General features: G+C 68.6%; 19 protein-coding genes. 8 read left to right on the top strand and 11 right to left on the bottom strand.

Annotated elements, in window-relative coordinates:
- Window positions 1-70: 70 nt before the first annotated feature.
- Window positions 71-550 carry a hypothetical protein gene (locus tag OG395_RS22350; protein WP_327244543.1) on the bottom strand — a complete coding sequence of 160 codons (480 nt, stop codon included), beginning with the start codon at window positions 548-550 and terminating at the stop codon, window positions 71-73.
- A 188-nt stretch (window positions 551-738) separates the two neighbouring features.
- Here OG395_RS22350 and OG395_RS22345 point away from each other — a divergent pair, with 188 nt between their 5' ends.
- On the top strand, window positions 739-1,692 hold the full coding sequence (locus tag OG395_RS22345) for a hypothetical protein (protein ID WP_327249416.1): 954 nt from the start codon (window positions 739-741) through the stop codon (window positions 1,690-1,692).
- 23 nt (window positions 1,693-1,715) lie between these two features.
- Here the strand turns inward: OG395_RS22345 and OG395_RS22340 are convergent, their stop codons facing one another.
- The 5 genes from OG395_RS22340 to OG395_RS22320 form a co-directional block, all read right to left on the bottom strand.
- On the bottom strand, window positions 1,716-3,233 hold the full coding sequence (locus OG395_RS22340) for a glucoamylase family protein (RefSeq protein ID WP_327244542.1): 1,518 nt from the start codon (window positions 3,231-3,233) through the stop codon (window positions 1,716-1,718).
- Between the two features lie 249 nt (window positions 3,234-3,482).
- Window positions 3,483-4,685, bottom strand: coding sequence for a glycoside hydrolase family 1 protein (locus tag OG395_RS22335; RefSeq protein WP_327244541.1), 1,203 nt, complete (start codon window positions 4,683-4,685; stop codon window positions 3,483-3,485).
- 81 nt (window positions 4,686-4,766) lie between these two features.
- Window positions 4,767-5,669 (bottom strand): carbohydrate ABC transporter permease, encoded by a 903-nt coding sequence (locus tag OG395_RS22330; protein WP_327244540.1) that lies wholly within the window; start codon window positions 5,667-5,669, stop codon window positions 4,767-4,769.
- A complete protein-coding gene (locus OG395_RS22325; protein WP_327244539.1) occupies window positions 5,666-6,658 on the bottom strand; it encodes a carbohydrate ABC transporter permease in 993 nt (330 codons plus the stop codon). Before OG395_RS22325 ends, OG395_RS22330 begins: the two co-directional genes overlap by 4 nt.
- 5 nt (window positions 6,659-6,663) lie before the next feature.
- Window positions 6,664-7,908: a sugar ABC transporter substrate-binding protein gene (locus tag OG395_RS22320; protein ID WP_327244538.1), complete on the bottom strand. Its 1,245-nt coding sequence runs from the start codon at window positions 7,906-7,908 to the stop codon at window positions 6,664-6,666.
- A 235-nt stretch (window positions 7,909-8,143) separates the two neighbouring features.
- Between OG395_RS22320 and OG395_RS22315 the strand changes: the two genes are divergently transcribed.
- Entirely contained in the window at window positions 8,144-9,136 is a 993-nt protein-coding gene (locus tag OG395_RS22315) for an acetylxylan esterase (protein WP_327244537.1), read from the top strand.
- A gap of 192 nt (window positions 9,137-9,328) precedes the next feature.
- Here the strand turns inward: OG395_RS22315 and OG395_RS22310 are convergent, their stop codons facing one another.
- Window positions 9,329-10,399, bottom strand: coding sequence for a LacI family DNA-binding transcriptional regulator (locus OG395_RS22310; protein ID WP_327244536.1), 1,071 nt, complete (start codon window positions 10,397-10,399; stop codon window positions 9,329-9,331).
- Window positions 10,400-10,556: 157 nt separating this feature from the next.
- Between OG395_RS22310 and OG395_RS22305 the strand changes: the two genes are divergently transcribed.
- The 3 genes from OG395_RS22305 (at window position 10,557) to OG395_RS22295 (ending at window position 13,093) form a co-directional block, all read left to right on the top strand.
- Window positions 10,557-11,018, top strand: a complete 462-nt coding sequence (locus OG395_RS22305) for a MarR family winged helix-turn-helix transcriptional regulator (RefSeq protein WP_327244535.1) — start codon at window positions 10,557-10,559, stop codon at window positions 11,016-11,018.
- A gap of 203 nt (window positions 11,019-11,221) precedes the next feature.
- On the top strand, window positions 11,222-12,505 hold the full coding sequence (locus OG395_RS22300; protein ID WP_442818765.1) for an MFS transporter: 1,284 nt from the start codon (window positions 11,222-11,224) through the stop codon (window positions 12,503-12,505).
- A 36-nt stretch (window positions 12,506-12,541) separates the two neighbouring features.
- Window positions 12,542-13,093 (top strand): isochorismatase family protein, encoded by a 552-nt coding sequence (locus tag OG395_RS22295; protein WP_327244534.1) that lies wholly within the window; start codon window positions 12,542-12,544, stop codon window positions 13,091-13,093.
- Between the two features lie 6 nt (window positions 13,094-13,099).
- Here the strand turns inward: OG395_RS22295 and OG395_RS22290 are convergent, their stop codons facing one another.
- The 4 genes from OG395_RS22290 to OG395_RS22275 are packed head-to-tail and all read right to left on the bottom strand — an operon-like array spanning window position 13,100 to window position 16,953.
- Window positions 13,100-13,873 carry a succinate dehydrogenase/fumarate reductase iron-sulfur subunit gene (locus OG395_RS22290; protein WP_327244533.1) on the bottom strand — a complete coding sequence of 258 codons (774 nt, stop codon included), beginning with the start codon at window positions 13,871-13,873 and terminating at the stop codon, window positions 13,100-13,102.
- Window positions 13,870-15,828, bottom strand: a complete 1,959-nt coding sequence (locus OG395_RS22285) for a fumarate reductase/succinate dehydrogenase flavoprotein subunit (RefSeq protein WP_327244532.1) — start codon at window positions 15,826-15,828, stop codon at window positions 13,870-13,872. Before OG395_RS22285 ends, OG395_RS22290 begins: the two co-directional genes overlap by 4 nt.
- Window positions 15,829-16,698, bottom strand: coding sequence for a hypothetical protein (locus OG395_RS22280; RefSeq protein WP_442818588.1), 870 nt, complete (start codon window positions 16,696-16,698; stop codon window positions 15,829-15,831).
- A gap of 9 nt (window positions 16,699-16,707) precedes the next feature.
- On the bottom strand, window positions 16,708-16,953 hold the full coding sequence (locus OG395_RS22275) for a hypothetical protein (protein WP_327244531.1): 246 nt from the start codon (window positions 16,951-16,953) through the stop codon (window positions 16,708-16,710).
- 284 nt (window positions 16,954-17,237) lie between these two features.
- Here OG395_RS22275 and OG395_RS22270 point away from each other — a divergent pair, with 284 nt between their 5' ends.
- The 3 genes from OG395_RS22270 to OG395_RS22260 all read left to right on the top strand — a co-directional run bounded on the left by OG395_RS22270 (window position 17,238) and on the right by OG395_RS22260 (window position 24,166).
- On the top strand, window positions 17,238-19,550 hold the full coding sequence (locus OG395_RS22270; protein WP_327244530.1) for an ABC transporter family substrate-binding protein: 2,313 nt from the start codon (window positions 17,238-17,240) through the stop codon (window positions 19,548-19,550).
- Between the two features lie 694 nt (window positions 19,551-20,244).
- Window positions 20,245-22,116 (top strand): translational GTPase TypA, encoded by a 1,872-nt coding sequence (gene typA / locus OG395_RS22265; RefSeq protein WP_327244529.1) that lies wholly within the window; start codon window positions 20,245-20,247, stop codon window positions 22,114-22,116.
- A 406-nt stretch (window positions 22,117-22,522) separates the two neighbouring features.
- On the top strand, window positions 22,523-24,166 hold the full coding sequence (locus OG395_RS22260; protein WP_327244528.1) for a peptide ABC transporter substrate-binding protein: 1,644 nt from the start codon (window positions 22,523-22,525) through the stop codon (window positions 24,164-24,166).
- The last annotated feature ends 47 nt before the right edge of the window (window positions 24,167-24,213 follow it).

The raw sequence follows: 24,213 nt of genomic DNA, 5'->3' as shown, positions 1-24,213 counted from the left end.
CCACCCTCAGTCACCCGCGACCCGGCGGTCCGCCCGGCGTTGTCGCGACGTGATCCTCCGCGGTGGGGTCCTACGGTCCGCACTGCGGGGGATCGATGACGCCGTCGTACAACCGCATCCGCCACCACGCCTCCCGTCGCCACGGATGACCGGGCGCGCGCGGATCGGGGAGGGTCCGGCGCAACAGCTCCCTGTCGATTCGGGCGACGAGGCGGCCCAGCTCGGCCTGCGGTCGGGGCGGCAGCAGGGCCAGGACGTCGTCGAGCACGTCCCTGGCAAGGGTCACGTCGTCGAGCGAGCAGCCCCGGCAGGGGCAGTCGGCGAGGCCGGGGTACAGCGTGCGGCCCGGGAGGCCGAAGAAGGAGTGACAGCGACGCAGGGCTGCGGCCGTGGCACCCGGGAAGACCGTGCACCCATCGTTCTCATGCTCCACACGACGGATCGCGGCGCTGGTGGAGAGGGACAGCCGGTGGATCCTGCCCGGCTCGAACAACCATCCTGCCGTTCTCTGCTGGGCGGCGCGCAGCGCGCCGGGCTGCTTACGCGGCATCGGCCCTTCGGCAGGGAGGAGTCATGGCGGTCATACTGCCACGGCACGCCGACAAGCAAGGGGGTACCGGAGTGCGTATGCGTATGAGAGCTATGGCCGGTGCTGTGCGGAATCGGGTGGGCCTGTTCCGCTGGAGCCGGCTCTGGGAGACCTGGCCGCGACGGATCGCGCTCGGCCTCGTCCTGGTGATGGTGGTTCCGGTGGTCACGGCGGGTGTCGCGCTGCGGATCAACTACTCCGGCGATCCCGGCGCCGGGACCCGTACCCGCGGCCGTGATGCCGTCTGGCTGGGCCACGCCTGGGTCGACGGGCGCAAGACCGACAAGGACCTCGCCGCGTTCGCCGCCCGGATCAGGGGGACCGGGATCAAGGACCTGTACGTCCATGCCGGGCCCCTGGAACACGACGGCACACTGCCCACCACCCGCTACCCGAAGGCGCGATGGCTGCTCGATGCCGTGCACCGCACTCTGCCGGGCATCCGGGTGCAGGCCTGGCTCGGCGACGTCCTGGCCACCGAAGGTCCCGACGGGCTTCGTCTGGAACGGTCCGCGTCCCGCACCGCGGTGGTCGCCTCCGCGCGGCAGATCCTCGATGCCGGTTTCGACGGTGTCCACTTCGACCTCGAACCCCTGCACTCCGGCGACCGGCACTATCTCTCGCTGCTCGACGACCTGCACGCCCTCACACAGGCCCGATCGGCACCGCTCTCCGTCGCCGCCCACCAGATCGACCCGCTGCCCGCCGCGCACAGCGTCGTGGGCACGCTCAGCGGCAGCCCCAAGTGGTGGTCGCAGAAGTTCTTCGGGCAAGTGGCACGGCGTGTGGATCAGATCGCCGTCATGTCGTACGACAGCTGGATGCCGCTGGAGGGCATGTACGGCGGCTACGTCGCGGAGCAGACCGCGCTCGCCCTCGAAGTGACTCCCCGGGAGACCGATCTGCTGATGGGCCTGCCGTTCTTCCACGAGGACGATCTCGGGCACCACGAGTCGGCGGAGACGGTCGAGGCCGCGGTCCGCGGCACCAGACTGGGTCTGGGACGCACGGACCGCGGCCGGGAACGGTTCGGAGTCGCGCTCTATGTGGACTTCGCCGCGCGGGAAGGTGACTGGGCGACGTACCGCGAGGGCTGGAACTGACCCCGTTGCACGCCGCCGGGGGGTCAGATGGAGAAGCGCTCCTTGGCGAGCAGCGGACGCACCTTCGACCGGAACCCGCCCGTCCTGAAAGGCCGTTGCAGCAGGCCGGGGCGGATCGCCTGGGCCAGTGCCGCGGCGATCATGCCCTGGTCGAGGGCGAGCATGTAATCACTGACCCGTCCGGTGCGGACATTGACGGAGTCCCGGAAGCCGTAACCGTCGTGGTAGGCGCCGAAGTCGCGATCGAGCGCCCGCAGGTTGGCGATCGCCTCCACCGGTGCGTACGGCAGGGCGAGAAATGAGGCGTGCGGGGTGACCACACCGTTCGTGAATGCCGACGCGGGCGGCAGCGGCGCGCCGTCCGTGGTGTACGTGCGGTCGGTATTGGAGGCATAGCCGTCAACCTGCATGCCGATGGCGTCGACGCCGTACTCCTGGTAACCACCCTCGGGAATGTTGGCGGGGGAGAAACCCCAGTACCCGTACTTCGCTTCGTCCATGCCGTGTTCGATCTGGCTGCGGACGTAACGCTGGTGGGTGAGGCCCCAGGACTGCGGCGACCACTCCGGCTCCGGCACGAACAGCGGCACCATCAACGCCTCGAACATCGAACCACCCCAGCTGGGGACGATCTTCCGGCCGCGGTGGTTGTAGTGGCCCTGCCAGACGCGGATGCCGTCCATGGCGACGTACGAACCCTGCGGATGCTGCTCCTGCCCGTGCTCCGGAAGCATCGTGCGCAGCAGGTGCCAGTAGTGGTCAGCCGGCAGTGATCCGTCCGCGATGCCGAGGTAACTTGCCATGCGCGGCTCGGTGTTGAGCGCGCCGTAATGGTGACCGGTGGGCTCCTCGGTGTCGGGCCAGAAGCCGCCGCGCAGCTGGCCGGGGCCGGCGACCGGGTCGGCCGGGTCGTACGGCGTGTAGTAGTACGACCAGTCGGCGGTAGCCAGGATCCGGGAGACGCGCGGGCGCAGCGCGGGCGAGGCGTCGGCGGCGATGCGCAGGCCGGTGATCAGCCAGGCGTTGTCGACGGAGGAGAGGAACGGGCGGACCGGGTCGCCGGTGCCGGGCCACTCGGACAGCACCGAACCGTCGTGCGCGTCGTACCAGTTGAGCCAGAAGCCGTGGTGGCGCTCCAGCTTCTCGACGGCCTGCACGGTGCGCTCGAGCCTGCGGTGCATTGTGGCGTCGCCGATCACGCCGAGACCGCCCGCGGCCACGGTCGACCAGAGTCCGCAGCCGATATTGGTGGGCGACGTCTGGCGGGACTGGACGGGTCCGCCGGACCCGCTGACATCGATCTTGTCCGTGGCCAGACCGAGGTCGGTCGTCATTGCCTCGATCGAGTGGTACGTGTCGCGGAACCAGCGCAGCAGCAGCGGTGTATCAAAGGCATGAACAGGATGTGCGCCATGCGAGGCATGCGTGGGTTGACCGGATCGAGCGGTCGGAGCGGCGCTCGCGGAGGACGCGGATACGGCTCCGAAGGACAGGGCGGCAGCCCCGGTCCCTGCAGCGGTGATGAACGTGCGACGGTCCATGAAGGTCCAGCTCCCGGTGGCAGAAGGGGGATGGGGGGATTTCGTGGCGTGCTCGATGCGGCGGCAGGTAGACGGCCGCGGGTGTGGCTGCGCCGATGGCGCGGTTTTCGGGTGTGGCTGTCGGCACGTCCGAGGCCGTGGGGCGTCGGGCACGCCGAAGGGTGCAGCGCGGGAACCGGCGGCCGTCAGGTTCCGCCGGTTCCCGCACTGGAGGGGGCCGTCAGGTGGCTCCCGGTCTGTGGGGTTTCGTCAGTCGGCGATGCGCGGCAGGGTGCGGGTGCGGCCCATCTCGCCCAGCCAGACGGCGGACGGCTTCGGCAGCCGCTCGAAGGTCTCCGGGTTCCAGCCGATCAGACCGAAGGTGGGCTTGTAGGAGCCCCACTCGTAGTTGTCGAGCGCGCTCCACGCCAGATAGCCCTGAACGTTGAGACCGTCCTGCAGCGCGGACGCGACCTCGTTCAGAGCCCCGGTGTAGTAGTCGACACGGCGACTGTCGACATCGGTCGCGATGCCGTTCTCGGTGACGATCAGTGGCACCTCGCTGCCGACCACCTCGGCGGTGTGGCGCAGCGCGTAGCCCACCGCGGACGGGTAGTACTCCCACTGCGTGAGGGTGCGCTCGACGCCCTCGGCCGTCGGGATCGGTCCGTCGGCGCCGATCCTGGTACGGGTGTAGGACTGGACGCCGATCCAGTCGTCGCCGCGGGCGGCCTCGATGAAGATGTCCTCGCGCGGGTAGCGGTACGCGGCCGTGACGTCCTCGGCGCCCGGGAGCGCCTGGTAGACCTGGTTGGCGATGGTCCAGCCGACCTGGATGTCGGCGTTGATCGCCTTGACCTCCTTGACGGCGGCGTGGTGGGCGGCGATGACGGCCTGGGTGGTCTCGTCGTCCGGGGTCGGCAGCCCGGCCGGCGGGAAGCTGTTGTCGCCCCGCTTGGCCTGGCCGGCCATCACGGCGATCATGTTGGGCTCGTTGATGGTGCAGACGTGGCTGACGTCCTGACCGATCACCGGTGCGCAGGCGGCGACGTAGCGGGCGAAGAGCTCGGTCGCACCCTCGGCGGTCCAGCCACCGCGCGCCTCGAACCACTGCGGCACGGTGAAATGGTGCAGGGTGATCATCGGGCGCAGGCCGCGCTCGACGGCGCCTTCGACCATGCGGCGGTAGTGGGCGAGTTCGGCCCGCGAGAACTGGCCCTCGGCCGGCTCGATGCGCGCCCACTCGATGGAGAACCGATAGTCGGTGAAACCGAGACCGGCGAGCACGTCCATGTCCTCGTGCCAGCGGTGGTAGCTGTCGCAGGCGTCCAGGCTGGGCTCCTGGATGTGGGTGCCCGTGGTGTGTTCCTTGACCCACCAGTCGCTGTTGGTGTTGTTGCCCTCGATCTGGTGGGCCGCCGTGGAGGCGCCCCACAGGAAGCCTTCGGGGAACGGGACCTGGGTGTGAGTCATCGCAAAATGTCTTTCTGGTGCATGGAGGGGTGTGGCCGACAGGGGAGTGGGGTGCGGCCTTGTGCGTTTTGGCCGGGCGGGCTACTTCATGCCGGCTGTGGCAATGCCCTGGGTGAAGTGGCGCTGCAGCGCGATGAACAGGACCAGCACGGGCAGCACGACCAGGAACGCCCCGGCCATCAGCATGCCGTTGGAGCCACCAGCTTTGTTGGGATCCGTGGCGAAGGTCGCGAGTGCCACCGGCAGGGTGTATTTGTCCGGGTCGTTGGTCGCGATCAGCGGCCAGACGAAGTTGTTCCAGGAACCGAGGAAGGTGAAGATCGAGAGCGTTGCGAGGGCAGGCTTCACCAGCGGCATCACGATCCGCCAGAAGATGTACCACTCTCCGGCGCCGTCCATCCGGGCCGCTTCCAGCAGTTCGTCCGGGATCGACTGCATGAACTGCCGCATCAGGAAGACACCGAAGGCTCCGGCGGCGAAGGGCAGCACGAGCCCCGCGTAGGTGTCGATCAGCTGGAGCTTGCTCATCAGCACGAAGAGCGGCAGCAGCATCAGGTTGCCGGGCACCATCAGGGCGCCGAGGACCAGCCCGAAGATCTTGTTGCGTCCGACGAAGTTCAGCTTGGCCAGGGCATAGCCGAGCATCGAGCAGAACACCAGGTTCGAGAGGGTGACCAGCACCGCCACGATCACCGAGTTCATGAAGTACAGCGGCAGATCGAGCTTGTCGAGCAGGTCCCGGAAGTTGTCCAGGGTCCACTCGGTGGGGATCCACACAGGAGGGCTGGCCGACAGTTCGCTCGACGTCTTGAAGGCCGAGAGAGCCATCCAGAGGAACGGTGCCGACATGATCAGCAGACCGACCGAGAGCAGGACGTAGACCAGCGGCCGCTTGGGGTTCCGGGTCCTCTTCACGCCCTGGGGCCGGATCGGCTCCTTCGACTTCGCCGTCGGGACGGCGCCGGGTGCACGGGTGGCGCTCATTTCGTGTTGTCCTTCAGCAGTCGGAGCTGGAGCACAGTGATGCCCATGATCACTACGAAGAGGACATACGCCATGGCGCTCGCATAGCCCATGTGGAAGAAGTTGAAGCCCTCGCGGTACATGTTCAGCGAGACAGTGAGGGTGGAGTCCGAGGGTCCGCCCTGCGTCATCACGAACGGTTCCTCGAAGACGTTGAGGTAGCCGATGGTGGTGATGACCGTGGCGTAGAGGAGCGTGGGCCGCAGCAGAGGCACGGTGATCCTGCGGAACTCGTGCCAGACACCGGCACCGTCGAGCTTCGCGGCTTCCCGTACCTCGGTGGGAATGGCCTGCAGTCCCGCAATGAAGAGAACCATGACCGTGCCGAGGTTGCGCCATACGGCCATGGCGATCATCGACGGCATCGCCAGCGTCTCGGAGCCGAGGAAGTCCGGAGGAGTGAGGCCCACTTCGGTGAAGAGACCTGCGATCAGTCCGTCGCTCGGGTCCAGGACAAACCGCCAGACCACGGCGACCGCGACGATCGTGGTGACCACCGGAGCGTAGAAACCGACCCGGAAGAAGGTCCGCGCCCGGTCGATGCCGTTGTTCAGCAGCACCGCGGCGACCAGCCCGAGGAAGATCGTCAGGGGGACACCGATGACCACGAAGTACGCCGTGTTGAAGAGCGACTTGAGGAACTTGTCGTCGCTGAACAGATTGACGTAGTTCTCGAAACCGATGAACTTCGCGTCCAGCGGGTGCGTGACATTGCGCAGCCCGAAGTCGGTGAAACTCATCAGCAGAGTGGCGAAGATCGGGAACGCCATGAAGACGGTGAAGAGGACGAGGAAGGGAGTGGAGAACAGCCAGCCGGCCGCGTTCTGCACACCCATCGAAGCCCTCTTGCGACCCCGGCGCCCCTGTGGCCCGGCGGCCGGGGACGCGGAGGTCCCCGGCCCGGCGTGCACCTTGGCCGGCTGTGCGGCCTTTCCGGTCGTGGTGCTCATGGCTCCTACTTCACGAGGCCTTCGATCTGGGACTGCGCCGTCTTCAGCGCGTCCTCGGCGGAAGCCTTGCCCTGGGTGACCTTCGCGATGGCCTGGTCGACCTTGTCGGTGATCTCGGTCCACTTGGCGAGCGAGGGAGAGGCCTTGGCAGTGTCCATCTGCTTCTTGAAGACCTGGAGGTTGGCGTCGTCGGCGAGCGCTCCGGAGGTCCAGGCCGCGGTGTTGGCGGGCAGGTCCTTGGTGCGCTTGTACCAGTCGGCCTGACCCTTGGTGTCGGTCAGGTACTTGATGAACTCCGTGGCAGCGGCCTTGTGCTCACTGTCCTTGGAGATCACCAGGGAGGAGCCGCCCGCCATGGAGACGGAGGACTTGTCGGTGGGGACGTTGGCCACCGCCCACTTGCCCCTGATCTGCGGCTGACCCTCGTCCAGCAGGGTCACGTGCCAGGGGCCGCCGAAGAACATGGGGACGCGGCCGTTGCCGAAGTCCTTCACGACGTCGTAGCCGGGCTGCACGGACTTGTTGGAGAGACCCTTGTCGAAGTACGAGCCGTACTCCTTCAGTGCCTTGACGGCCTCAGGGCTGTCGATGACGGCTTCGCCCTTGTCGTTGACGATCTCGCCGCCGGCTGAGTACAGGAAGGAGTAGAAGTTCTGCACCGTGTCCAGGCCACTGGGCTGGATGGACAGGCCCCACTTGGTACCGGCCTTCTTCTGGTAGGCGGTCGCGAGGTCCTGCATCTCCTTCCAGTTGGTCGGGGCCTTGTCGATGCCGGCCTTCTCGGCCAGGTCGGTGCGGTAGTAGAGGACGCGGGTGTCGACGTACCACGGCACGCCGTACGCGGTGCCGTCCACCTCGCCCTGGCTCCAGCCGGAGGCGAAGAAGTCCTTCTTGTCGAAGGTCTTGGTGTCCACCGGCTCCAGGACGCCCAGCTCGGAGAACTCGCCCATGTAGCTGCCGCCCATCTGCGCCACGTCCGGCATGGTGCCGGCGGCGGCCGCGGAGACCAGCTTCTGGTGGGCGACGTCCCAGCCGACCGGGGTCACCTTGACGGTGATGTTCGGGTGGGACTTCTCGTAGACCTTTGCCACATCCGCGAGCTTCTCGCCCTCGGCCCCCATGGCCCAGACGGTGATCGTCTGCTTCTTGTCCGCGGCGACGTCGTCGCCACCGGAACTGCCGCACGCGGTGATGCCGAATGCGAGAGCGACTGCTATGCCGACCGAGGCGGTTCTGACGGTGCGGGACATGGAGGGCTCCTCCTTGAGCAATCCGAATGTATGCGCTGCCTGTAAGCGCATACATCACTCTGCGACACATATTCGGGGATGCGCAAGAGGGTGCTAGGTCACACTCGTGCAACGTGCCGGACATCCGGATGTTCGACTTTGGAACCGTAAACGGGGCGTTTGTGAATATGAAGCCGATGTGACCGATTCGGTAAGTGGTCTGGATCGGAAATGGTGGGGCGATACTGTCGCGATCATGGCTTCGTTCACGCATGACTTCCCGTTCGATCCGTCCTACGGGCGCTCGCTCGATGAGCTCCTGCGCGTCCCACCGCCTGCCGCCCCGGGCGATTTCGCGGCCTTCTGGCGAGCCCGCCACGACGAGGCCCGCAAGGTCGCCACGGAGCCGCGGATCGGCCCGTTGGAGGCGGAGCGCGACGGGCTCCGGATCCACGGTGTGGCGTACACCTCCGTGGGTGGGGCCCGGATCGGCGGCTGGCTCGCACTGCCTGCCGAGGGGGCGGCGGAGCACGGATTCGTGATCGGCCACGGCTACGGCGGCCGGCAGGAACCCGGGCCCGATCTGCCGCTGCCGCTGCCCCGGTCCGCCGCGATCCTGCCCTGCGTGCGCGGCATGGGCAGCCGCGGCCTGCAGCCGGGCATCCCCGACGCCGCCGACGCGCATGTCCTGCACGGCATCGAGTCGCGCGACACGTATGTCATCGGCGGCTGTGTGGCCGACCTGTGGTGCGCGGCCTCGGCGCTGCACGAGCTCGTCCCGGAGCTGGCTCCCGAGGGCGGGGAGGGGGCTCCTCGCCTGGGCTACCTCGGGGAGAGCTTCGGCGGTGGACTCGGCGCGTTGGCCCTGCCGTGGGACGACCGGTTCGGGGCCGCTCAGCTGACGGTGCCGACGTTCGGGAACCACTCGCTGCGCATCACGCTGCCGTGTATCGGCAGCGGTGAATCGGTGCGCGCGCACCACCGGGAGCACCCTGAAGTCACCGATGTGCTGCGGTACTTCGACGCGGCGGCGGCCGCCGCGCAGGTGGAGCTGCCGACACTGGTGGCGGCCGCGCTGTTCGATCCGGCGGTGCCGCCGCCCGGTCAGTTCGCCGTACACAATGCGCTCAGCGGGCCGCGGGAACTGCAGGTGCTGAGCGCGGGGCACTTCGAGCACGAGGGGCTCGCGGCGGAGGCGGCGGAGCTGCGGGAGAACCGGCGGCGGTTCTTCGGTACGTACCTGGCATAGCCCCGCCGTCAGGCGGATCGGGGCCGGCGTCGTCCGGTCGGCGGGTCGTCCTCACACGTTGCCCTCGGGCGCCGGGCGGACCGGTTCCTTCGGGCTGATCCCGGGGGACTGGGGTCAGCCGGCTGCCGGGTTGTCCTCAGGTGCCCGAGACGCTGGGATGCGCGCCCGGTCGTGGGTGACTTCCGGCGTCCGTCAGCCGCAGCCGCAGCTGGCCCGGCGAGCCGGCGAGACCGGGAGCATGAGGGAGACCGGGGGGCGTTCCCGGTTGCTCAGGCGCTGCACCAGCAGTTCGACCGCCTGCTCGCCCAGCTGGCGGATCGGCTGCCGTACGGTCGTCAGTGATGGTCGTACGATCCGGCTCAGCGGGATCCCGTCGAACCCGGTCACGGCGAGGTCCTCGGGCACCCGCACCCCCCGCCGCTCCAGTGCGCGCAGTGCGCCCACCGCCATCTGGTCATTGGCGAACAGCATCGCCTGCGGGCGTTCGGAGTCGCTGAGGCCCGTGTTCCGGTCCAGCAGTGCCTCTGCCGTCCGGGCGCCCTCGGCCTGCGTCATCATCTCGGCCCGCAGGTCCGGTGCGTCCGGCACCGGGAGCCCGGCGTCCCGGCAGGCCTGCTGGAAGCCGCGGAACCGTGCCTCCGCGTCCGGGGACTCCACCTCGCCCCCGATGAAGGCGAGCCTGCGCAGTCCGTGGTCCTCGATCAGATGGCGGGCCAGTTCGCGTTCGCCGTCCGCGTTCGCGACGACGATGTGGTCGAGGTGGTCGATCTCGCGCGGCCCGGCGAGCATCACCACCGGCAGCCGGCGCGATATCACTTCGAGGTCCTCGGTCGGCACGGTCTGCGCCAGTACGGCGAAGCCGTCGACCCGGCCCGCGACCTTCGCGACGAGGCTCTCGGGCCCGCCCTCCAGCGATGCTGCGATCAGCAGGGCGTATCCGTGCCGCCGCGCCGCCCGTTCCATGCCGCGGATGATCTGGTCGGAGTAGAGCATCACCGCGTCGTCGGCGTCGCTGTCCGCCTCCGCGTCGGCCTCGGCGTCCGGGTCGGCGTAGTCGGGGAAGCAGAGTCCGAGCACGCCGGTCGTCCGGCTGGCCAGTCCGCGGGCGTTCCCGCTGGGTACGTAACCGAGCTCGCGGGCTGCTTCGAGAACCCGTTCGCGGGTCTGGGCGCGGACGGAATCCGGGTTGCGGTAGACCCGCGAGACCGTCGCGATCGAGACCCCCGACCGCTCGGCGACGTCGTACACCGTTGGGGCGCTCACCCGACCGACCGTCCGCTTCTTCTTCCGTACCGATATTTCTTCTGAAAGCGCATTCACCCTAGATCGCGGGGTCGTGCACGAGCAAGGTCCCGAGCGGCTCCGAGAAAATAGACAGGCAACCTTGCAAGATGGCCTGTGCATCTTTTACTTTGGGGACATGCGGGAACCGGCATTGCCCGAAGACGCACCCCTCGAGCCGAGCGCCGAGCAGGTGGCGACGCAGCTTGCCTCCGTCGTCAACCGGCTGCTACGGCGGCTGCGCACCAGTTCGTCGGACAGCCTGCTCACCCCCACCCAGCGCTCGGTGCTGGCGCGGCTGGGCCGGGAAGGTCCGGACACCACAGCCGGGCTGGCCCGCGCGGAGTACGTACGGCCCCAGTCCATGCGGCTGACCCTCGGTGCGCTGGAGAGCCAGGGGCTCGTCGAGCGGGCCCCCGATCCCGCCGACGGCCGGAAGTCGGTCGTCTCCATCACCGAATCCGGCCGCACCACGCTCGACGCCCTCCGGGCCGCCAAGCACAACTGGCTGGCCGAAGCGATTGCGGCCGGACTCGACGGCGACGAGCGCCGCACCGTCGCCGAGGCCACGGCCCTTCTCGACCGCCTGGTCGAGAAGTGACCGCCCGCGAACCGATACCACTCCGGGCGGTCGGCGACCGGCCGGCACCGGAAGGGATCTCCGGCCCGACCGCCACCACCGCACCCACGTCCGGCCCGGCCGCCGCAGCAGCCCCCGGCCCGGACGCCACCATCCCCGGCTTCAGCGCCCGCCTCACCGCCCCGCTGCTCCTCGGCTCCGTGCTCAACCCGCTCAACACCACCATGATCTCCACCGCCCTGGTGGCGATCGGGCATCACTTCGGCATCGGTGCCGCCGACACCGCGTGGCTCATCTCGGTCCTCTACCTCGCCAGCGCCGTGGCCCAGCCGGTTCTCGGCAAGCTCGCCGACACCCTCGGCCCGCGCCGCGTCTTCCTCGCCGGTCTGGTCGTCGTCATCGCATCCGGCCTGGTCGGGGCGTTGGCGCCGAGTTTCGGCTGGCTGATCGCGTCCCGGCTGCTGCTCGGCATCGGTACGTCGGCCGCCTACCCGGCCGCCATGGCAGTCCTGCGCGACGAGTCCGCCCGGGTCGGCCGCGCCACCCCGCGCCCCGTCCTGGCCCGGCTCTCCTTCGCCGCCCTCGGCAGCGCCGCCGTCGGGCCGACGCTCGGCGGGCTGCTCGTCATGGTGGTCGGCTGGCGCGGCATCTTCGCCGTCAATGTGCCCGTCGCCCTGATCGCGCTGGGCGCCGCGCTGCTCTGGATCCCGGCGGATCCACCGCGCACGCGCGCCGCGGACGGTCGTGCGCCCCGCCTCGACCTGGATCCGCTGGGCATCGGCCTCTTCTCCACCGCCCTGACCGTGCTGGTCTTCTTCCTGCTCGATCTCGCCCACCCGGTGTGGTGGCTGCTCGGCCCCTTCGTCGTGCTGACCGCGGCCCTGGCGTGGTGGCAGCTGCGCCGCCCGCAGCCCTTCATCGATCTGCGGATGCTGGCGGGAAACGCCGCGCTCGCCCGCACGTATCTGCGGCACGGGCTGAGTTATCTGCTGATCTACTGCGTGATGTACGGATTCACGCAGTGGTTGGAGGAGGTACGCGGCTACTCCTCCGGGCACACCGGACTGCTGATGCTGCCGATGTCGGTCGCCGCACTGGTCTGTTCGCTGCTCGGAGCCCGCACGAAGGGCATCCGCGGCCCGCTCACACTGGCCTGCGTCCTGCTGACCGTCGGCGCCACGATGCTGCTGTTCCTCTCCGGCTCCACCCCGCTCGCCGTGCTGCTGCTCGCCGGAGCCTGCTTCGGCATACCGCAGGGGCTGATCGGTACGAGCAACCAGGCCGCCGTCCAGACGCACGCACCACCGGAGAGCATCGGCTCCGCCGCCGGACTCCAGCGCACCGCCCAGTACATAGGGGCCATCACCGCGTCCAGCCTGATCGCCCTCGCCTACGGGCAGTCGGCGAGCGACGGCGGACTCCACCTGATGGCAGCGGTCTCGGCCGTACTCGGCCTGCTGCTGATCGTGCTGACCGTCACCGACCGCGCACTGCGCACCCGTAACTGACCCCCCACCGAAAAGAACCGAGCAAGGAGCTCCACCATGACCGCCACCACCCTGGACGCGAAGACCGCCCTGGTCGTCGTCGATCTCCAGAAGGGCATTGTCGGCCTGCCCACCGCCCACCCGGCGGCCGACATCGTCGCCAACTCCGCGACCCTCGCCGACGCCTTCCGCGCCAAGAGCCTCCCCGTCATCCTGGTCCGTGTCACCGGCGGCGCCCCCGGGCGTACCGAGGGCCCCCGGCGCTCCGGGCAGCCCGCCGCCGACTGGGCCGAGATCGTCCCCGAGCTCGGCCCGCGCGAGGGCGACGTCGTGGTCACCAAGCAGCAGTGGGGCGCCTTCTACGGAACCGATCTCGACCTTCAGCTGCGCCGCCGCGGCGTCACCCAGGTCGTGGTGACGGGAGTCGCGACGAGCATCGGCGTCGAGTCCACCGCCCGGGCCGCACACGAGCACGGCTACCACGTCACCGTCGTCACGGACGCGGTCACCGACGTGGATGGCGGCTCCCACACCAACAGCATCGAGAAGATCTTCCCGAGGCTCGGCGAGACGGACACCACCGAGGCGATCGTCAAGCTGCTCGGCTGACCGGCATCAGGGAGCCTCCCGCCGCCGGATCCTGTTCCCCAGCCACACCAGCGGGTCGTACTTGCGGTCCACCGCCCGCTCCTTCAGGGGGATCAGCGCATTGTCCGTGATCTTGATGTGCTCGGGGCACACCTCCGTACAGCATTTCGTGATGTTGCAGTAGCCCAGCCCGTGCTCCTCCTGCGCCGTCGCCTTCCGGTCGAGTCCCGACTCGGAGGCGGCGTCCAAGGGGTGCATGTCCAGCTCGGCGATCCGCATCAGGAAGCGCGGTCCGGCGAAAGCCCCCTTGTTCTCCTCGTGGTCGCGGACCACATGGCAGGTGTCCTGGCAGAGAAAGCACTCGATGCATTTGCGGAACTCCTGCGAACGCTCCACATCGACCTGCTGCATCCGGTAGTCGCCCGCCTTCACGCCTTCGGGCGGTACGAAGGCGGGCACCTCCCGTGCCTTGGTGTAGTTGAAGGTCACGTCCGTCACCAGATCGCGGATCACCGGGAACGCCCGCAGCGGAGTGACGGTGATCGTCTCGTCCCGGTCGAACACCGACATACGGGTCATGCACATCAGGCGTGGCCGTCCGTTGATCTCCGCGCTGCACGAACCGCACTTGCCCGCCTTGCAGTTCCAGCGCACCGCCAGATCGCCCGCCTGACCGGACTGGATCCGGTGGATGATGTCGAGGACGACCTCGCCGTCATTCACCTCGACCGAGAAGTCCTGCAGGTCACCGCCGTCGGTGTCGCCGCGCCAGACCCTGAACCGGGCTTCGTAGCTGCTCACTCGTACAGCTCCTCTTCGGCGAGGTACTTGACCAGCTCCTCCTTGTCGAAGAGGGAGAGCAGGTCCGGTCGGATGGGTTCGGTCGTCTTCCGTACGAGTTCGATCCGACCGCCCAGCGGCAGGGCGCCGTCGTCGGACGGCCGGCAGAGCAGATTGACCGGCCGCCAGGAGCGCTCCATCGTCGGACAGTCCTCGCGGGTGTGACCGCCGCGGCTCTCCGTGCGTTCCAGCGCGGCCCGGGCGATGCACTCGCTGACCAGCAGCATGTTCCGCAGGTCCAGGGCGAGGTGCCAGCCCGGGTTGAACTGGCGGTGGCCCTCGACCCCGGCGCGGCGCGCCCGTATCCGCAGCTCGGCGAGCTTCTCCAGCGCCTGTTCCATCTCGGGTGCCCGCCGGATGATGCCGACCAGGTCATTCATCGTCTGCTGGAGTTCCTGGTGGAGGGTGTACGGATTCTCCGCCGGCCCCCCGGCGGCGTCAGGCTCCTCGGCGCTGAACGGACGCAGTGCCTCCGCCGCCGCCGCGTCGATCTGTTCCTCGTCCACCACCGGCGGGTCACCGATCCCGCTTGCGTACTCGGCGGCGTGCAGTCCGGCGCGTCGGCCGAAGACCAGCAGGTCGGAGAGGGAGTTGCCGCCGAGCCGGTTGGAGCCGTGCATACCACCGGCGACCTCGCCCGCCGCGAACAGACCGGGCACGGCGACGGTTGCCGCGGTGTCCGAGTCGACGGCGATACCACCCATCACGTAGTGGCAGGTCGGGCCGACCTCCATCGCCTCCGCCGTGATGTCGACATCCGCCAGCTCCTTGAACTGGTGGTACATCGAGGGCAGCCGCCGCCGGATCGTCTCGGCCGGCATCCGGGTGGACACGTCCAGGAAGACGCCACCGTGCGGTGAGCCGCGGCCCGCCTTCACCTCGGAGTTGATGGCGCGGGCGACCTCGTCGCGCGGCAGCAGCTCGGGCGGGCGGCGATTGTGGTCCGGGTCCTCGTACCAGCGGTCGCCCTCCTCCTCCGACTGCGCGTACTTCTCCTTGAACACATCGGGGACGTAATCGAACATGAACCGCTTGCCCTCGGAGTTGCGCAGCACCCCGCCGTCGCCGCGCACCGACTCGGTGACGAGGATCCCCTTCACCGACGGGGGCCAGACCATGCCGGTCGGATGGAACTGTACGAACTCCATGTTCAGCAGGGGTGCGCCCGCCAGCAGCGCGAGGGCGTGGCCGTCGCCGGTGTACTCCCAGGAGTTCGACGTGACCTTGAAGGACTTGCCGATGCCGCCGGTGGCGAGGACGACCGCGGGCGCTTCGAGGACGAAGAAGCGGCCGGACTCGCGCTCGTAGCAGAAGGTCCCGCTGACCCTCCCCCCGAGCCTTCGGCCGGGGGGGACCCCCCTCTCGCTTCGCCCGCCGTCCTTGAGCACCCGCGTGACGGTGCACTCCTGGAAGACCTTCAACCGAGCTTCGTGGTCGCCGTGCTCGCGGAGGTCCTCCTGCTGCAGCGAGACGATCTTCTGCTGGAGGGTGCGGATCAGCTCGAGGCCGGTACGGTCCCCGACATGGGCGAGCCGTGGGTACTCATGGCCGCCGAAGTTGCGCTGGGAGATCTTTCCGTCCGGCGTACGGTCGAAGAGCGCCCCCCAGGTCTCCAGCTCCCAGACCCGGTCCGGCGCCTCCTTGGCGTGCAGCTCCGCCATCCGCCACTGGTTGAGGAACTTCCCGCCGCGCATGGTGTCGCGGAAGTGCACCTGCCAGTTGTCCCTGGAGTTCACATTGCCCATGGAGGCGGCAATTCCGCCCTCCGCCATGACCGTGTGTGCTTTGCCGAAGAGCGATTTGCAGATGACCGCGGTACGGGCCCCGCGCTCCCGCGCCTCGATGGCGGCGCGCAGCCCGGCGCCTCCGGCACCGACCACGACGACGTCCCACTGCTGCCGTTCGAGCTCAGTCATTCAGAAAAACCTCGGATCGTCGAAGGCGCCGGAGGCCACGAGATACACGTAGAAGTCGGCGACCGCCACGCTGATCAGGGAGGCCCAGGCGAGGAGCATGTGCCGGGCGTTCAGCCGGCCCACCCAGCCCCACAGCCGGTAGCGCACGGGGTGTTTGGAGAAGTGCCGCAGCCGGCCGCCGATGATGTGCCGGCAGGAGTGGCAGGACAGGGTGTACGCCCAGATCAGCGTGATGTTGATGAGGAAGATCAGGGAGCCGAGGCCCATGTGGCCCCAGGCGTAGTGCTCGTCGCGGAAGGAGAGCACGGTGTCGTACGTGAGGATCCCGGCGACCGGCACCGCGGCGTAGAAGAAGTACCGGTGGATGTTCTGCATGATCAGCGGGAAGCGGGTCTCGCCGGTGTACGTCGTGTGCGGCTCGGCGACCGCGCAGGCCGGGGGTGAGGCCCAGAAGCCCCGGTAGTAGGCCTTGCGGTAGTAGTAGCAGGTCAGCCGGAAACCGAGCGGGAAGATCAGGATCAGCAGGGCAGGTGAGAGGCCCCACCAGCTGCCGAGGATTTCCCAGTTCGGGCCGTGCCGCATGGGGGCGCAGTTCTCCGCCAGACAGGGCGAGTAGAACGGCGACACATAGGGGGCGGCGTAGTAGTCGGCGTTCGAGAAGGCCCGCCAGGTCGAGTAGACGATGAAGGCGAGGAGCCCGCCCGCGGTGACCGCGGGCGCCAGCCACCAGCGGTCGGTCCGCAGATGGCGGGCGGCGATGGCAGCCCGCGAGGCGTCGTGCACGCCGGACGGCCGGGTGGTGGGTGCGCCGCGCCGCGCGGGGTCCTTGCGTCGGGATGGTTCCGTACCTGGTTCTGTGCCGGTGGCCAAGGAACTCTCCTAGGGGGCGTGCCTGCCGCGGACGCCCAGACCCTCGTCGTCCGAGTCCGTCCACAGGCTGGCGTCGTACGGCGCCTCGGTGATCGTGATGACGCCGTCGACGGGATCGGTGCCGGCGGGGCCGGGCGGCTGCGGACCGGTGTCGGCCGCGCGCAGCTGCGCAAGGCTCCGCTCCAGCCGTCCGACGGTGCGGACCAGGTCGTCGAGGCAGTGCTGAACAGCAGTCAACTCGTCCTGCAGTGACATGACTTGCTCTCACCTCCGCGGTCGCGGGTGGCAATGCTCATGCGCATGCGAGTGTCGCGCGTCACATCCCCTTTGGGAAGGGAGCGGGCCGACCCGTCTTTGCCCGGTGCTCCGCTGCCCGGGTGAGGTTCGCGGGCCGTGCGTCGTGTCTGCGCCGTCTCGCGCGCGTGGGCGCCTTCATTGGATGAGCGGAACTAGTGTGATCAACAGCCAATGCCACCAAACACGCATAATCTGGCCCATTCGAGTACGGGTGGGCCGGGCCGGCCCCGGAGGTATCAGCCATGTCCCACGTCGGCGTCCCGCGCGGGACGGTCCGAAAGCGCCGCCCGCTCGCGCTCCTTGTCGCCGGTGTGCTCACGATCCCCGCGCTCGCCGGGTGCGGCAGTTCGGACGAGGACGCCATCGCCGTTCCGCAGGACGTGGCACCCGCGGGCCGGGGCCAGGTCGCCGAGGGCGGCACGGTCAACTGGGCGATCGACGCGATGCCCGCGACCTTCAACGCCTTCCAGGCGGACGCCGACGCCACCACCACACGCATCACCGGGGCGCTGCTGCCGACGCTCTTCCCGCTCGACGCCAAGGGCACCCCGCGGATGAACACGGACTACCTGAAATCCGCAAAGGTCGTCGAGCGCGAGCCCAGGCAGGTCGTGCTCTACCGGCTCAACCAGCAGGCGGTCTGGAGCGACGGCCGGGATATCGGAGCCCCCGACTTCGTCGCCCAGTGGCGGGCGCTCAGCGGCAAGGACTCGGCGTTCTGGACCGCCCGCAACGCCGGCTACGAGCGGATCGAACGGATCGAGCGCGGCGCCAACGACCTGGAGGTCCGGGTCACCTTCGCCAAGCCGTACGGGGACTGGCGCTCCCTGTTCTCCCCGCTGTACCCCAAGGAGGTGACCAGCTCCCCGAACGCCTTCAACGACGGAGCACGGACCACGCTCAAGGCCACCGCAGGCCCCTTTCAGCTGCGCAGCGTGGACCGGGGGAAGGGCACCATCACCATGGTCCGCAACCCGCGCTGGTGGGGTGGCCAGGCGAAGCTCGACTCGATCGTCTTCCGTGCGGTCAAGCCGAAGGACCGCACCGCGGCGCTGGTCGAGGGCAAGGTCGATGTCGCCGATGTCGACGCGGCGGCGGCGCACCGGATCGTGGCGGCGGGACGGGACAAGGGAGGCAACGGGCAGCCGCTCACCCACGGCCCCGGCTGGGAGATCGGCCCGGCTGCCGCGATGCGCTCCTGGGCCGTGGCGCACGGCTCGGACGAGAACGCGGCGGCGGCCGCCCGGGCGGCGAGGGAGAAGACCAGGGCAGCCGCCGAGGTGTACGCCTCCGAGCAGGACGGGCTGCGCGCCTATGTTCTCCGCAAGTCGCTGGAGCCCGCCTACACCCAGCTCGCGCTGAACGGCGAGTCCGGGCCACTGGCCGACAACCGGGTGCGCCGCGCGGTCGCCCGGGCCCTGAACCGCCAGGAGATCGCCGACGCCGTACTGAGCCCGCTCGGCCTGCCCGCCGCCCCCCTCGGCAGTCACCTGGCAGTGGCCGGACAGCGTGGCTACCACGACGGCAGTGGCGCGCTCGGCGACCAGGACACCAAGGCGGCGCAGGCGCTGCTGGCGGACGCCGGCTGGACCCGGGACGGCGCGGCGAAGAAGCCCGACGGCACGAAGGCGGGCAGCGAGGGCGAGAAGGCGAAAGGCAAGACGGCTGAGGAGAAGGCGGACAAGGCCGCGAAGGACGAGAAGGCGGCGAAGACCGGCAGCGACAACAAGCCGGGTGGCGACGAAGGATTCGGCCGCGTCCTCGCCCCCGCTCCGGCCGCCGCCGTCCAGAGCGCCGCACTGCTGCGCCAGGCCGGCACCTTCTCGGACGCGTACGCGGACGCCCGCACCGTCGCCGACACCAGCCCTGCCGAGGGCACCGGGGAGAAGGTCACCGCCCAGGAACGCGGGCCGGGCGGCGCCGCCGGCGCCTACGCCCCCGCCGGGACTGCGGCTCCGGCCAAGGCCGCCGACTCCGCCCGCGGCCCCCTCGGCAAGGACGGCAAGCCGCTGACCTTGCGTTTCGTCCTGCCGTCCGGACCCGGCTCGGAGTCGCTGCGGACCGTGGGGGACAAGATTTCGGCCATGCTCGACGCGATCGGCATCCGCACCGAGATCATCAAGGTCTCGGACGCCAGCTACTTCAAGGACCATGTCGCCTCCGGCGACTACGACCTGGCGCTGTACTCCTGGCCCGCCACCGCCTACCCGGCCACCGACGACCGGCCGATCTTCGCCAAGCCGGTCCCCGCCACCGACGGTTCGCTGCTCGTCGAGCAGAACTACACCCGCGTCGGTACGGACCACATCGACCAGCTCTTCGACCAGGCGGTCTCCGAACTCGACGAGGGGGCTGCCGAGGAGCTGATGAAGCAGGCGGACGCCCGGATCTGGGCGGCTGCAGGATCGATTCCGCTGTATCAGCGCCCACAGCTCGTGGCCACCGACAAGAAGCTCGCGAATGTCGGCGCCTTCGGCTTCGGAGTCCCGCACTACCAGGACATCGGTTTCAAGAAGCCGCAAGCGGCAGGACCCCCCGCGAATCGTAAGAAATAGCAGGTCAGGACCGCAGAGGAAGCTCAGAACCGGCTCAATTCCCTTGCCCGCCGAGGTACTCGGCGGGCAAGGTCGTGGCTACCTGTTGACCCGGGCAATCAATGTGTGGACACCCCCCACGACCGCGCATCCCCTTCCCCTCCGAGGTCGCTCAACTGCCGCGGCGAGCGGCCCCCGGCCGGGAGCGTGTCCATGACCGCCGGTGAAATTCACCGGAAGACACGACCACGGGGGCAGAAACACGGAGCGCGAGGGCGGTGGGCTGACGCCGCATCGACGCGCGGGGCGACGGCTCCGGCCCGGAAGGCGGCGGACAGGGGCCGCGGCCGCGCGGCCGGACGGCCGGTATGTGGCGTACAGCACTCCGGCTGGTCGAGGCCGATTTCCGCTCCTCCGCGACGGGGGAGCGGAGGGCGAGCAGACCGTCGGACATGTGGCGAACTGAAGCGTTTCGGGTACCGGAGTGGTCGGCTGTGACGAGGCGTTCGGCGCGAACGGCCCGGCCGCGGCCCGCGCAGTCGGCGGCGTCGGTCGCCGTCCGTGAGCGGCCGGTAACCCTTGCCCCGGAAGCCGCTACGGCGTCAGCCCCGTACCATGGGGGGTAGCCGTGGCGCGTCCGCCCGGCGGGCGTACGAGGACTTGAGACCGACTGAGACGCCTGATCCCACGATCCGAGAGAAGCGCAAGCCACCCAATGCCCACGCGCCACGACATCCGTAACGTAGCCATCGTCGCCCACGTCGACCACGGCAAGACCACGCTGGTCGACGCCATGCTGAGGCAGGCCGGCGCTTTCGCCGCGCACGCCGCCGAGAACCTCGACGAACGCATGATGGACTCGAACGACCTGGAGCGTGAGAAGGGCATCACGATCCTCGCCAAGAACACGGCGGTGAAGTATCACCCCAAGGACGGCGGGGACCCGATCACGATCAACATCATCGACACCCCCGGCCACGCCGACTTCGGCGGCGAGGTCGAGCGCGGTCTCTCGATGGTGGACGCGGTCGTGCTGCTCGTCGATGCCTCCGAGGGCCCGCTCCCGCAGACCCGCTTCGTGCTGCGCAAGGCGCTCTCCGCGAAGATGCCGGTCATCCTCTGCATCAACAAGACGGACCGTCCCGACTCCCGGATCGCCGAGGTCGTCGACGAGACGTACGACCTGTTCCTGGACCTGGACGCGGACGAGGACCAGATCGAGTTCCCGATCGTCTACGCCTGCGCCCGCGACGGCGTCGCCTCGCTGACCAAGCCGGATGACGGCACCGTCCCGGCCGACAGCGAGAACCTGGAGCCGTTCTTCAACACGATCCTGGCGCACGTCCCGGCTCCGGAGTACGACGACGAGGCGCCGCTGCAGGCCCACGTCACCAACCTGGACGCCGACAACTTCCTCGGTCGTATCGCGCTCTGCCGTGTCGAGCAGGGCGAGCTGCGCAAGGGCCAGACCGTCACCTGGATCAAGCGCGACGGCACGATGTCCAACGTCCGCATCACCGAGCTGCTGATGACCGAGGCGCTCACCCGCAAGCCGGCCGAGAAGGCGGGCCCGGGTGACATCTGCGCCATCGCCGGTATCCCGGACATCATGATCGGTGAGACGCTGGCCGACCCCGAGAACCCGGTCGCGCTGCCGCTGATCACGGTCGACGAGCCGGCCATCTCGATGACCATCGGTACGAACACCTCGCCGCTCGTCGGCAAGGGCGGCAAGGGCCACAAGGTCACCGCCCGCCAGGTGAAGGACCGCCTCGACCGCGAGCTGATCGGTAACGTCTCGCTCCGCGTCCTGGACACCGAGCGCCCCGACGCCTGGGAGGTCCAGGGCCGCGGCGAGCTCGCGCTGGCCATCCTCGTCGAGCAGATGCGCCGTGAGGGCTTCGAGCTCACGGTCGGCAAGCCGGAGGTCGTCACCAAGCAGGTCGACGGCAAGACGCACGAGCCGATCGAGCGCATGACGATCGACTCCCCCGAGGAGCACCTCGGCGCGATCACGCAGCTGATGGCGACCCGCAAGGGCCGCATGGAGACGATGACGAACCACGGTTCGGGCTGGGTCCGCATGGAGTGGATCGTTCCGTCCCGCGGCCTCATCGGCTTCCGCACGGAGTTCCTGACGCAGACCCGCGGTACGGGCATCGCGCACTCCATCTTCGAGGGCCACGAGCCGTGGTTCGGCGAGCTGCGCACCCGCCACAACGGCTCCCTCGTCGCGGACCGCGCGGGTTCGGTGACCCCGTTCGCCATGGTCAACCTGCAGGAGCGCGGTGTCATCTTCACCGAGGCCGGCACCGAGGTCTACGAGGGCATGATCGTCGGCGAGAACTCCCGCGCCGACGACATGGACGTGAACATCACCAAGGAGAAGAAGCTCACCAACATGCGTGCCGCCTCCGCGGACACCACGGAGAACGTGGTACCGGCCCGGAAGCTGTCGCTGGAGCAGTCCCTGGAGTTCTGCCGTGAGGACGAGTGCATCGAAGTGACCCCGCAGACCGTGCGTATCCGCAAGGTCGTCCTTGACCAGAAGGAGCGCGGCCGCGCCGCGTCGCGCGCCAAGCGCTGACCTCGTACGACCCATTGACACCGGGCCCGGGCCCCCGCAGACACTGTGGGGGCCCGGGCTTTTCGTCAACTCGATTTCCTGCCCGGGGTGTCCGGATATCGGGCGTCGCTCTCCGGAACATGTGTTAACGGTCCGTTTCGCGGGTGTCTGTCTGGGATCACTTTGTCCGGATTTCGGTCAACCAGGCCCGGTCGATGTTGTCAAACCGAGACCCTTTAAGTGTGGTTTACAGCCCGGGCGTACTTAATAGTTGGCTCCATTGAGCTCGGGTCAATGGGTCACGCACTGTGGGGAGTGCCGACTCACGAGCACACTCGAGGCACTGAAACGATCACCGTCAGGGGTGTCGGTGTATCACGCCAGTGCCTTTCTTGCAGTCAAAAGTGGACTCATGAGGAGGAAACCCATGCGTGGTGCCAAGAGCGCCAAGTGGGTCGCGGGAGCGGCCATCATCGCCCTGGCTGCGACCGCCTGTGGTGGCGGCGGCGACAGCGGTAAGGGCAAGGGGAGTGACAGCGGCAAGGGTGCTGTCAATGCCAACGGCATCTTCTCCGTCGAGACCGGTGAGCCGCAGAACCCGCTGCAGCCGGCGAACACGATGGAGTCGAACGGCAGCATCGTCACCGACGCGATCTTCTCGCAGCTGGTCGACTACGACCCGTCCGGCAAGCTCGTGATGGTCAACGCGGAGTCTGTCGACACCAAGGACAGCAAGCTCTGGACGGTCAAGCTCAAGAAGGACTGGAAGTTCCACGACGGAACGCCGGTCACCGCCGAGTCCTACGTCAAGGCGTGGAACTGGGCCGCGAACATCAAGAACGCCCAGACCAACGCGTCCTGGTTCGGAGACATCAAGGGCTTCGCCGACGTCCACCCCGACGACGAGAAGGCCAAGCCCAAGGCCGACGCCATGTCGGGTCTGAAGGTCGTCGACGACAGCACCTTCACCATCGAGCTCAACAGCCCGCTGCCGTACTTCGCGTACAAGCTCGGCTACACGGTCTTCTCGCCGCTGCCCGAGTCCTTCTACGCGGACCCGAAGGCCGCCGGTGAGAAGCCGATCGGCAACGGCGCCTACAAGTTCGTCAGCTGGGACCACAAGAAGCAGATCAAGGTCGTCCGCTACGACGACTACCAGGGCCCCGACAAGGCGAAGAACGGTGGTGTGATCTTCAAGAACTACACCACCCTCGAGACCGCCTACGAGGACCTGAAGTCCGGCAACGTCGACGTGCTGCGCCAGCTCGCGCCGAAGGATCTCCCGGTCTACCGGGCCGACCTCGGTGACCGCGCGGTGGACAAGGCGTACTCCGCCATCCAGACGCTCGGTGTCGCCATGTACACCAAGCAGTGGAAGAACACCGACCCGAAGGTCCTCCAGGGCCTGTCGATGGCGATCGACCGCGCCACCATCACCAAGACGGTGCTCCAGGGCACCCGCGAGCCGGCCACGGGCTGGGTCGCCAAGGGCGTTCTCGGCTACCAGCCGAACGCCGCGGGTGACGTCACCACGTACAACCCGACGAAGGCCAAGGCTCTCATCAAGGAGGGCGGCGGTGTTCCCGGTAACAAGATCTACATCCAGTTCAACTCCGACGGCGGCCACAAGGAATGGGTCGAGGCTGTCTGCAACAGCATCACCCAGGCGACCGGCGTCGCGTGCGCCGGCGACGCGAAGGCCGACTTCCAGGCCGACCTGAACGCCCGCGACGCCAAGCAGGTCAAGTCGTTCTACCGCAGTGGCTGGGTGCTCGACTACCCGGTGAACGCGAACTTCATCAGCGACCTGTTCCGTACGGGTGCGGCCGGCAACAACGGCCGTTTCTCGAACAAGGACATCGACGCCAAGATCAAGGCCGCGGACTCCGCCGCCACGCTCGATGAGTCGGTCAAGGGTTACCAGGAGATCGAGAAGCAACTGGTCAACTACATGCCGACCATCCCGCTCTGGTACTACAAGGTCAACGCCGGCTACTCGGAGAAGGTCCAGAACGTTCAGTACGCCCAGGACGGCGACCCGATCCTGACTGCAGTTCAGGTCAAGAAGTAACCGACGACGTAGTCCGCGGGCCGGTGCGGGACCGACACTGACATCGG

Source organism: Streptomyces sp. NBC_01320, from assembly GCF_035974375.1.
In the GTDB taxonomy this organism is placed as follows: Bacteria; Actinomycetota; Actinomycetes; order Streptomycetales; family Streptomycetaceae; genus Streptomyces; species Streptomyces yanii.
The sequence above is the reverse complement of the archived record's forward strand: the minus strand, read 5'-3'. Positions and strand labels throughout refer to the sequence as shown.

Bases quoted from the DNA above. Each gene is read 5' to 3' on its own strand.
- OG395_RS22315 (WP_327244537.1), top strand. From the start codon at position 8,144: ATGGCTTCGTTCACGCATGACTTCCCGTTCGATCCGTCCTACGGGCGC.
- OG395_RS22320 (WP_327244538.1), bottom strand. From the start codon at position 7,908: ATGTCCCGCACCGTCAGAACCGCCTCGGTCGGCATAGCAGTCGCTCTC.
- OG395_RS22260 (WP_327244528.1), top strand. From the start codon at position 22,523: ATGCGTGGTGCCAAGAGCGCCAAGTGGGTCGCGGGAGCGGCCATCATC.
- typA (WP_327244529.1), top strand. From the start codon at position 20,245: ATGCCCACGCGCCACGACATCCGTAACGTAGCCATCGTCGCCCACGTC.
- OG395_RS22330 (WP_327244540.1), bottom strand. From the start codon at position 5,669: ATGAGCGCCACCCGTGCACCCGGCGCCGTCCCGACGGCGAAGTCGAAG.
- OG395_RS22325 (WP_327244539.1), bottom strand. From the start codon at position 6,658: ATGAGCACCACGACCGGAAAGGCCGCACAGCCGGCCAAGGTGCACGCC.
- OG395_RS22285 (WP_327244532.1), bottom strand. From the start codon at position 15,828: ATGACTGAGCTCGAACGGCAGCAGTGGGACGTCGTCGTGGTCGGTGCC.
- OG395_RS22270 (WP_327244530.1), top strand. From the start codon at position 17,238: ATGTCCCACGTCGGCGTCCCGCGCGGGACGGTCCGAAAGCGCCGCCCG.
- OG395_RS22275 (WP_327244531.1), bottom strand. From the start codon at position 16,953: ATGTCACTGCAGGACGAGTTGACTGCTGTTCAGCACTGCCTCGACGAC.
- OG395_RS22350 (WP_327244543.1), bottom strand. From the start codon at position 550: ATGCCGCGTAAGCAGCCCGGCGCGCTGCGCGCCGCCCAGCAGAGAACG.
- OG395_RS22305 (WP_327244535.1), top strand. From the start codon at position 10,557: ATGCGGGAACCGGCATTGCCCGAAGACGCACCCCTCGAGCCGAGCGCC.
- OG395_RS22345 (WP_327249416.1), top strand. From the start codon at position 739: ATGGTGGTTCCGGTGGTCACGGCGGGTGTCGCGCTGCGGATCAACTAC.
- OG395_RS22335 (WP_327244541.1), bottom strand. From the start codon at position 4,685: ATGACTCACACCCAGGTCCCGTTCCCCGAAGGCTTCCTGTGGGGCGCC.
- OG395_RS22340 (WP_327244542.1), bottom strand. From the start codon at position 3,233: ATGGACCGTCGCACGTTCATCACCGCTGCAGGGACCGGGGCTGCCGCC.
- OG395_RS22295 (WP_327244534.1), top strand. From the start codon at position 12,542: ATGACCGCCACCACCCTGGACGCGAAGACCGCCCTGGTCGTCGTCGAT.
- OG395_RS22300 (WP_442818765.1), top strand. From the start codon at position 11,222: ATGATCTCCACCGCCCTGGTGGCGATCGGGCATCACTTCGGCATCGGT.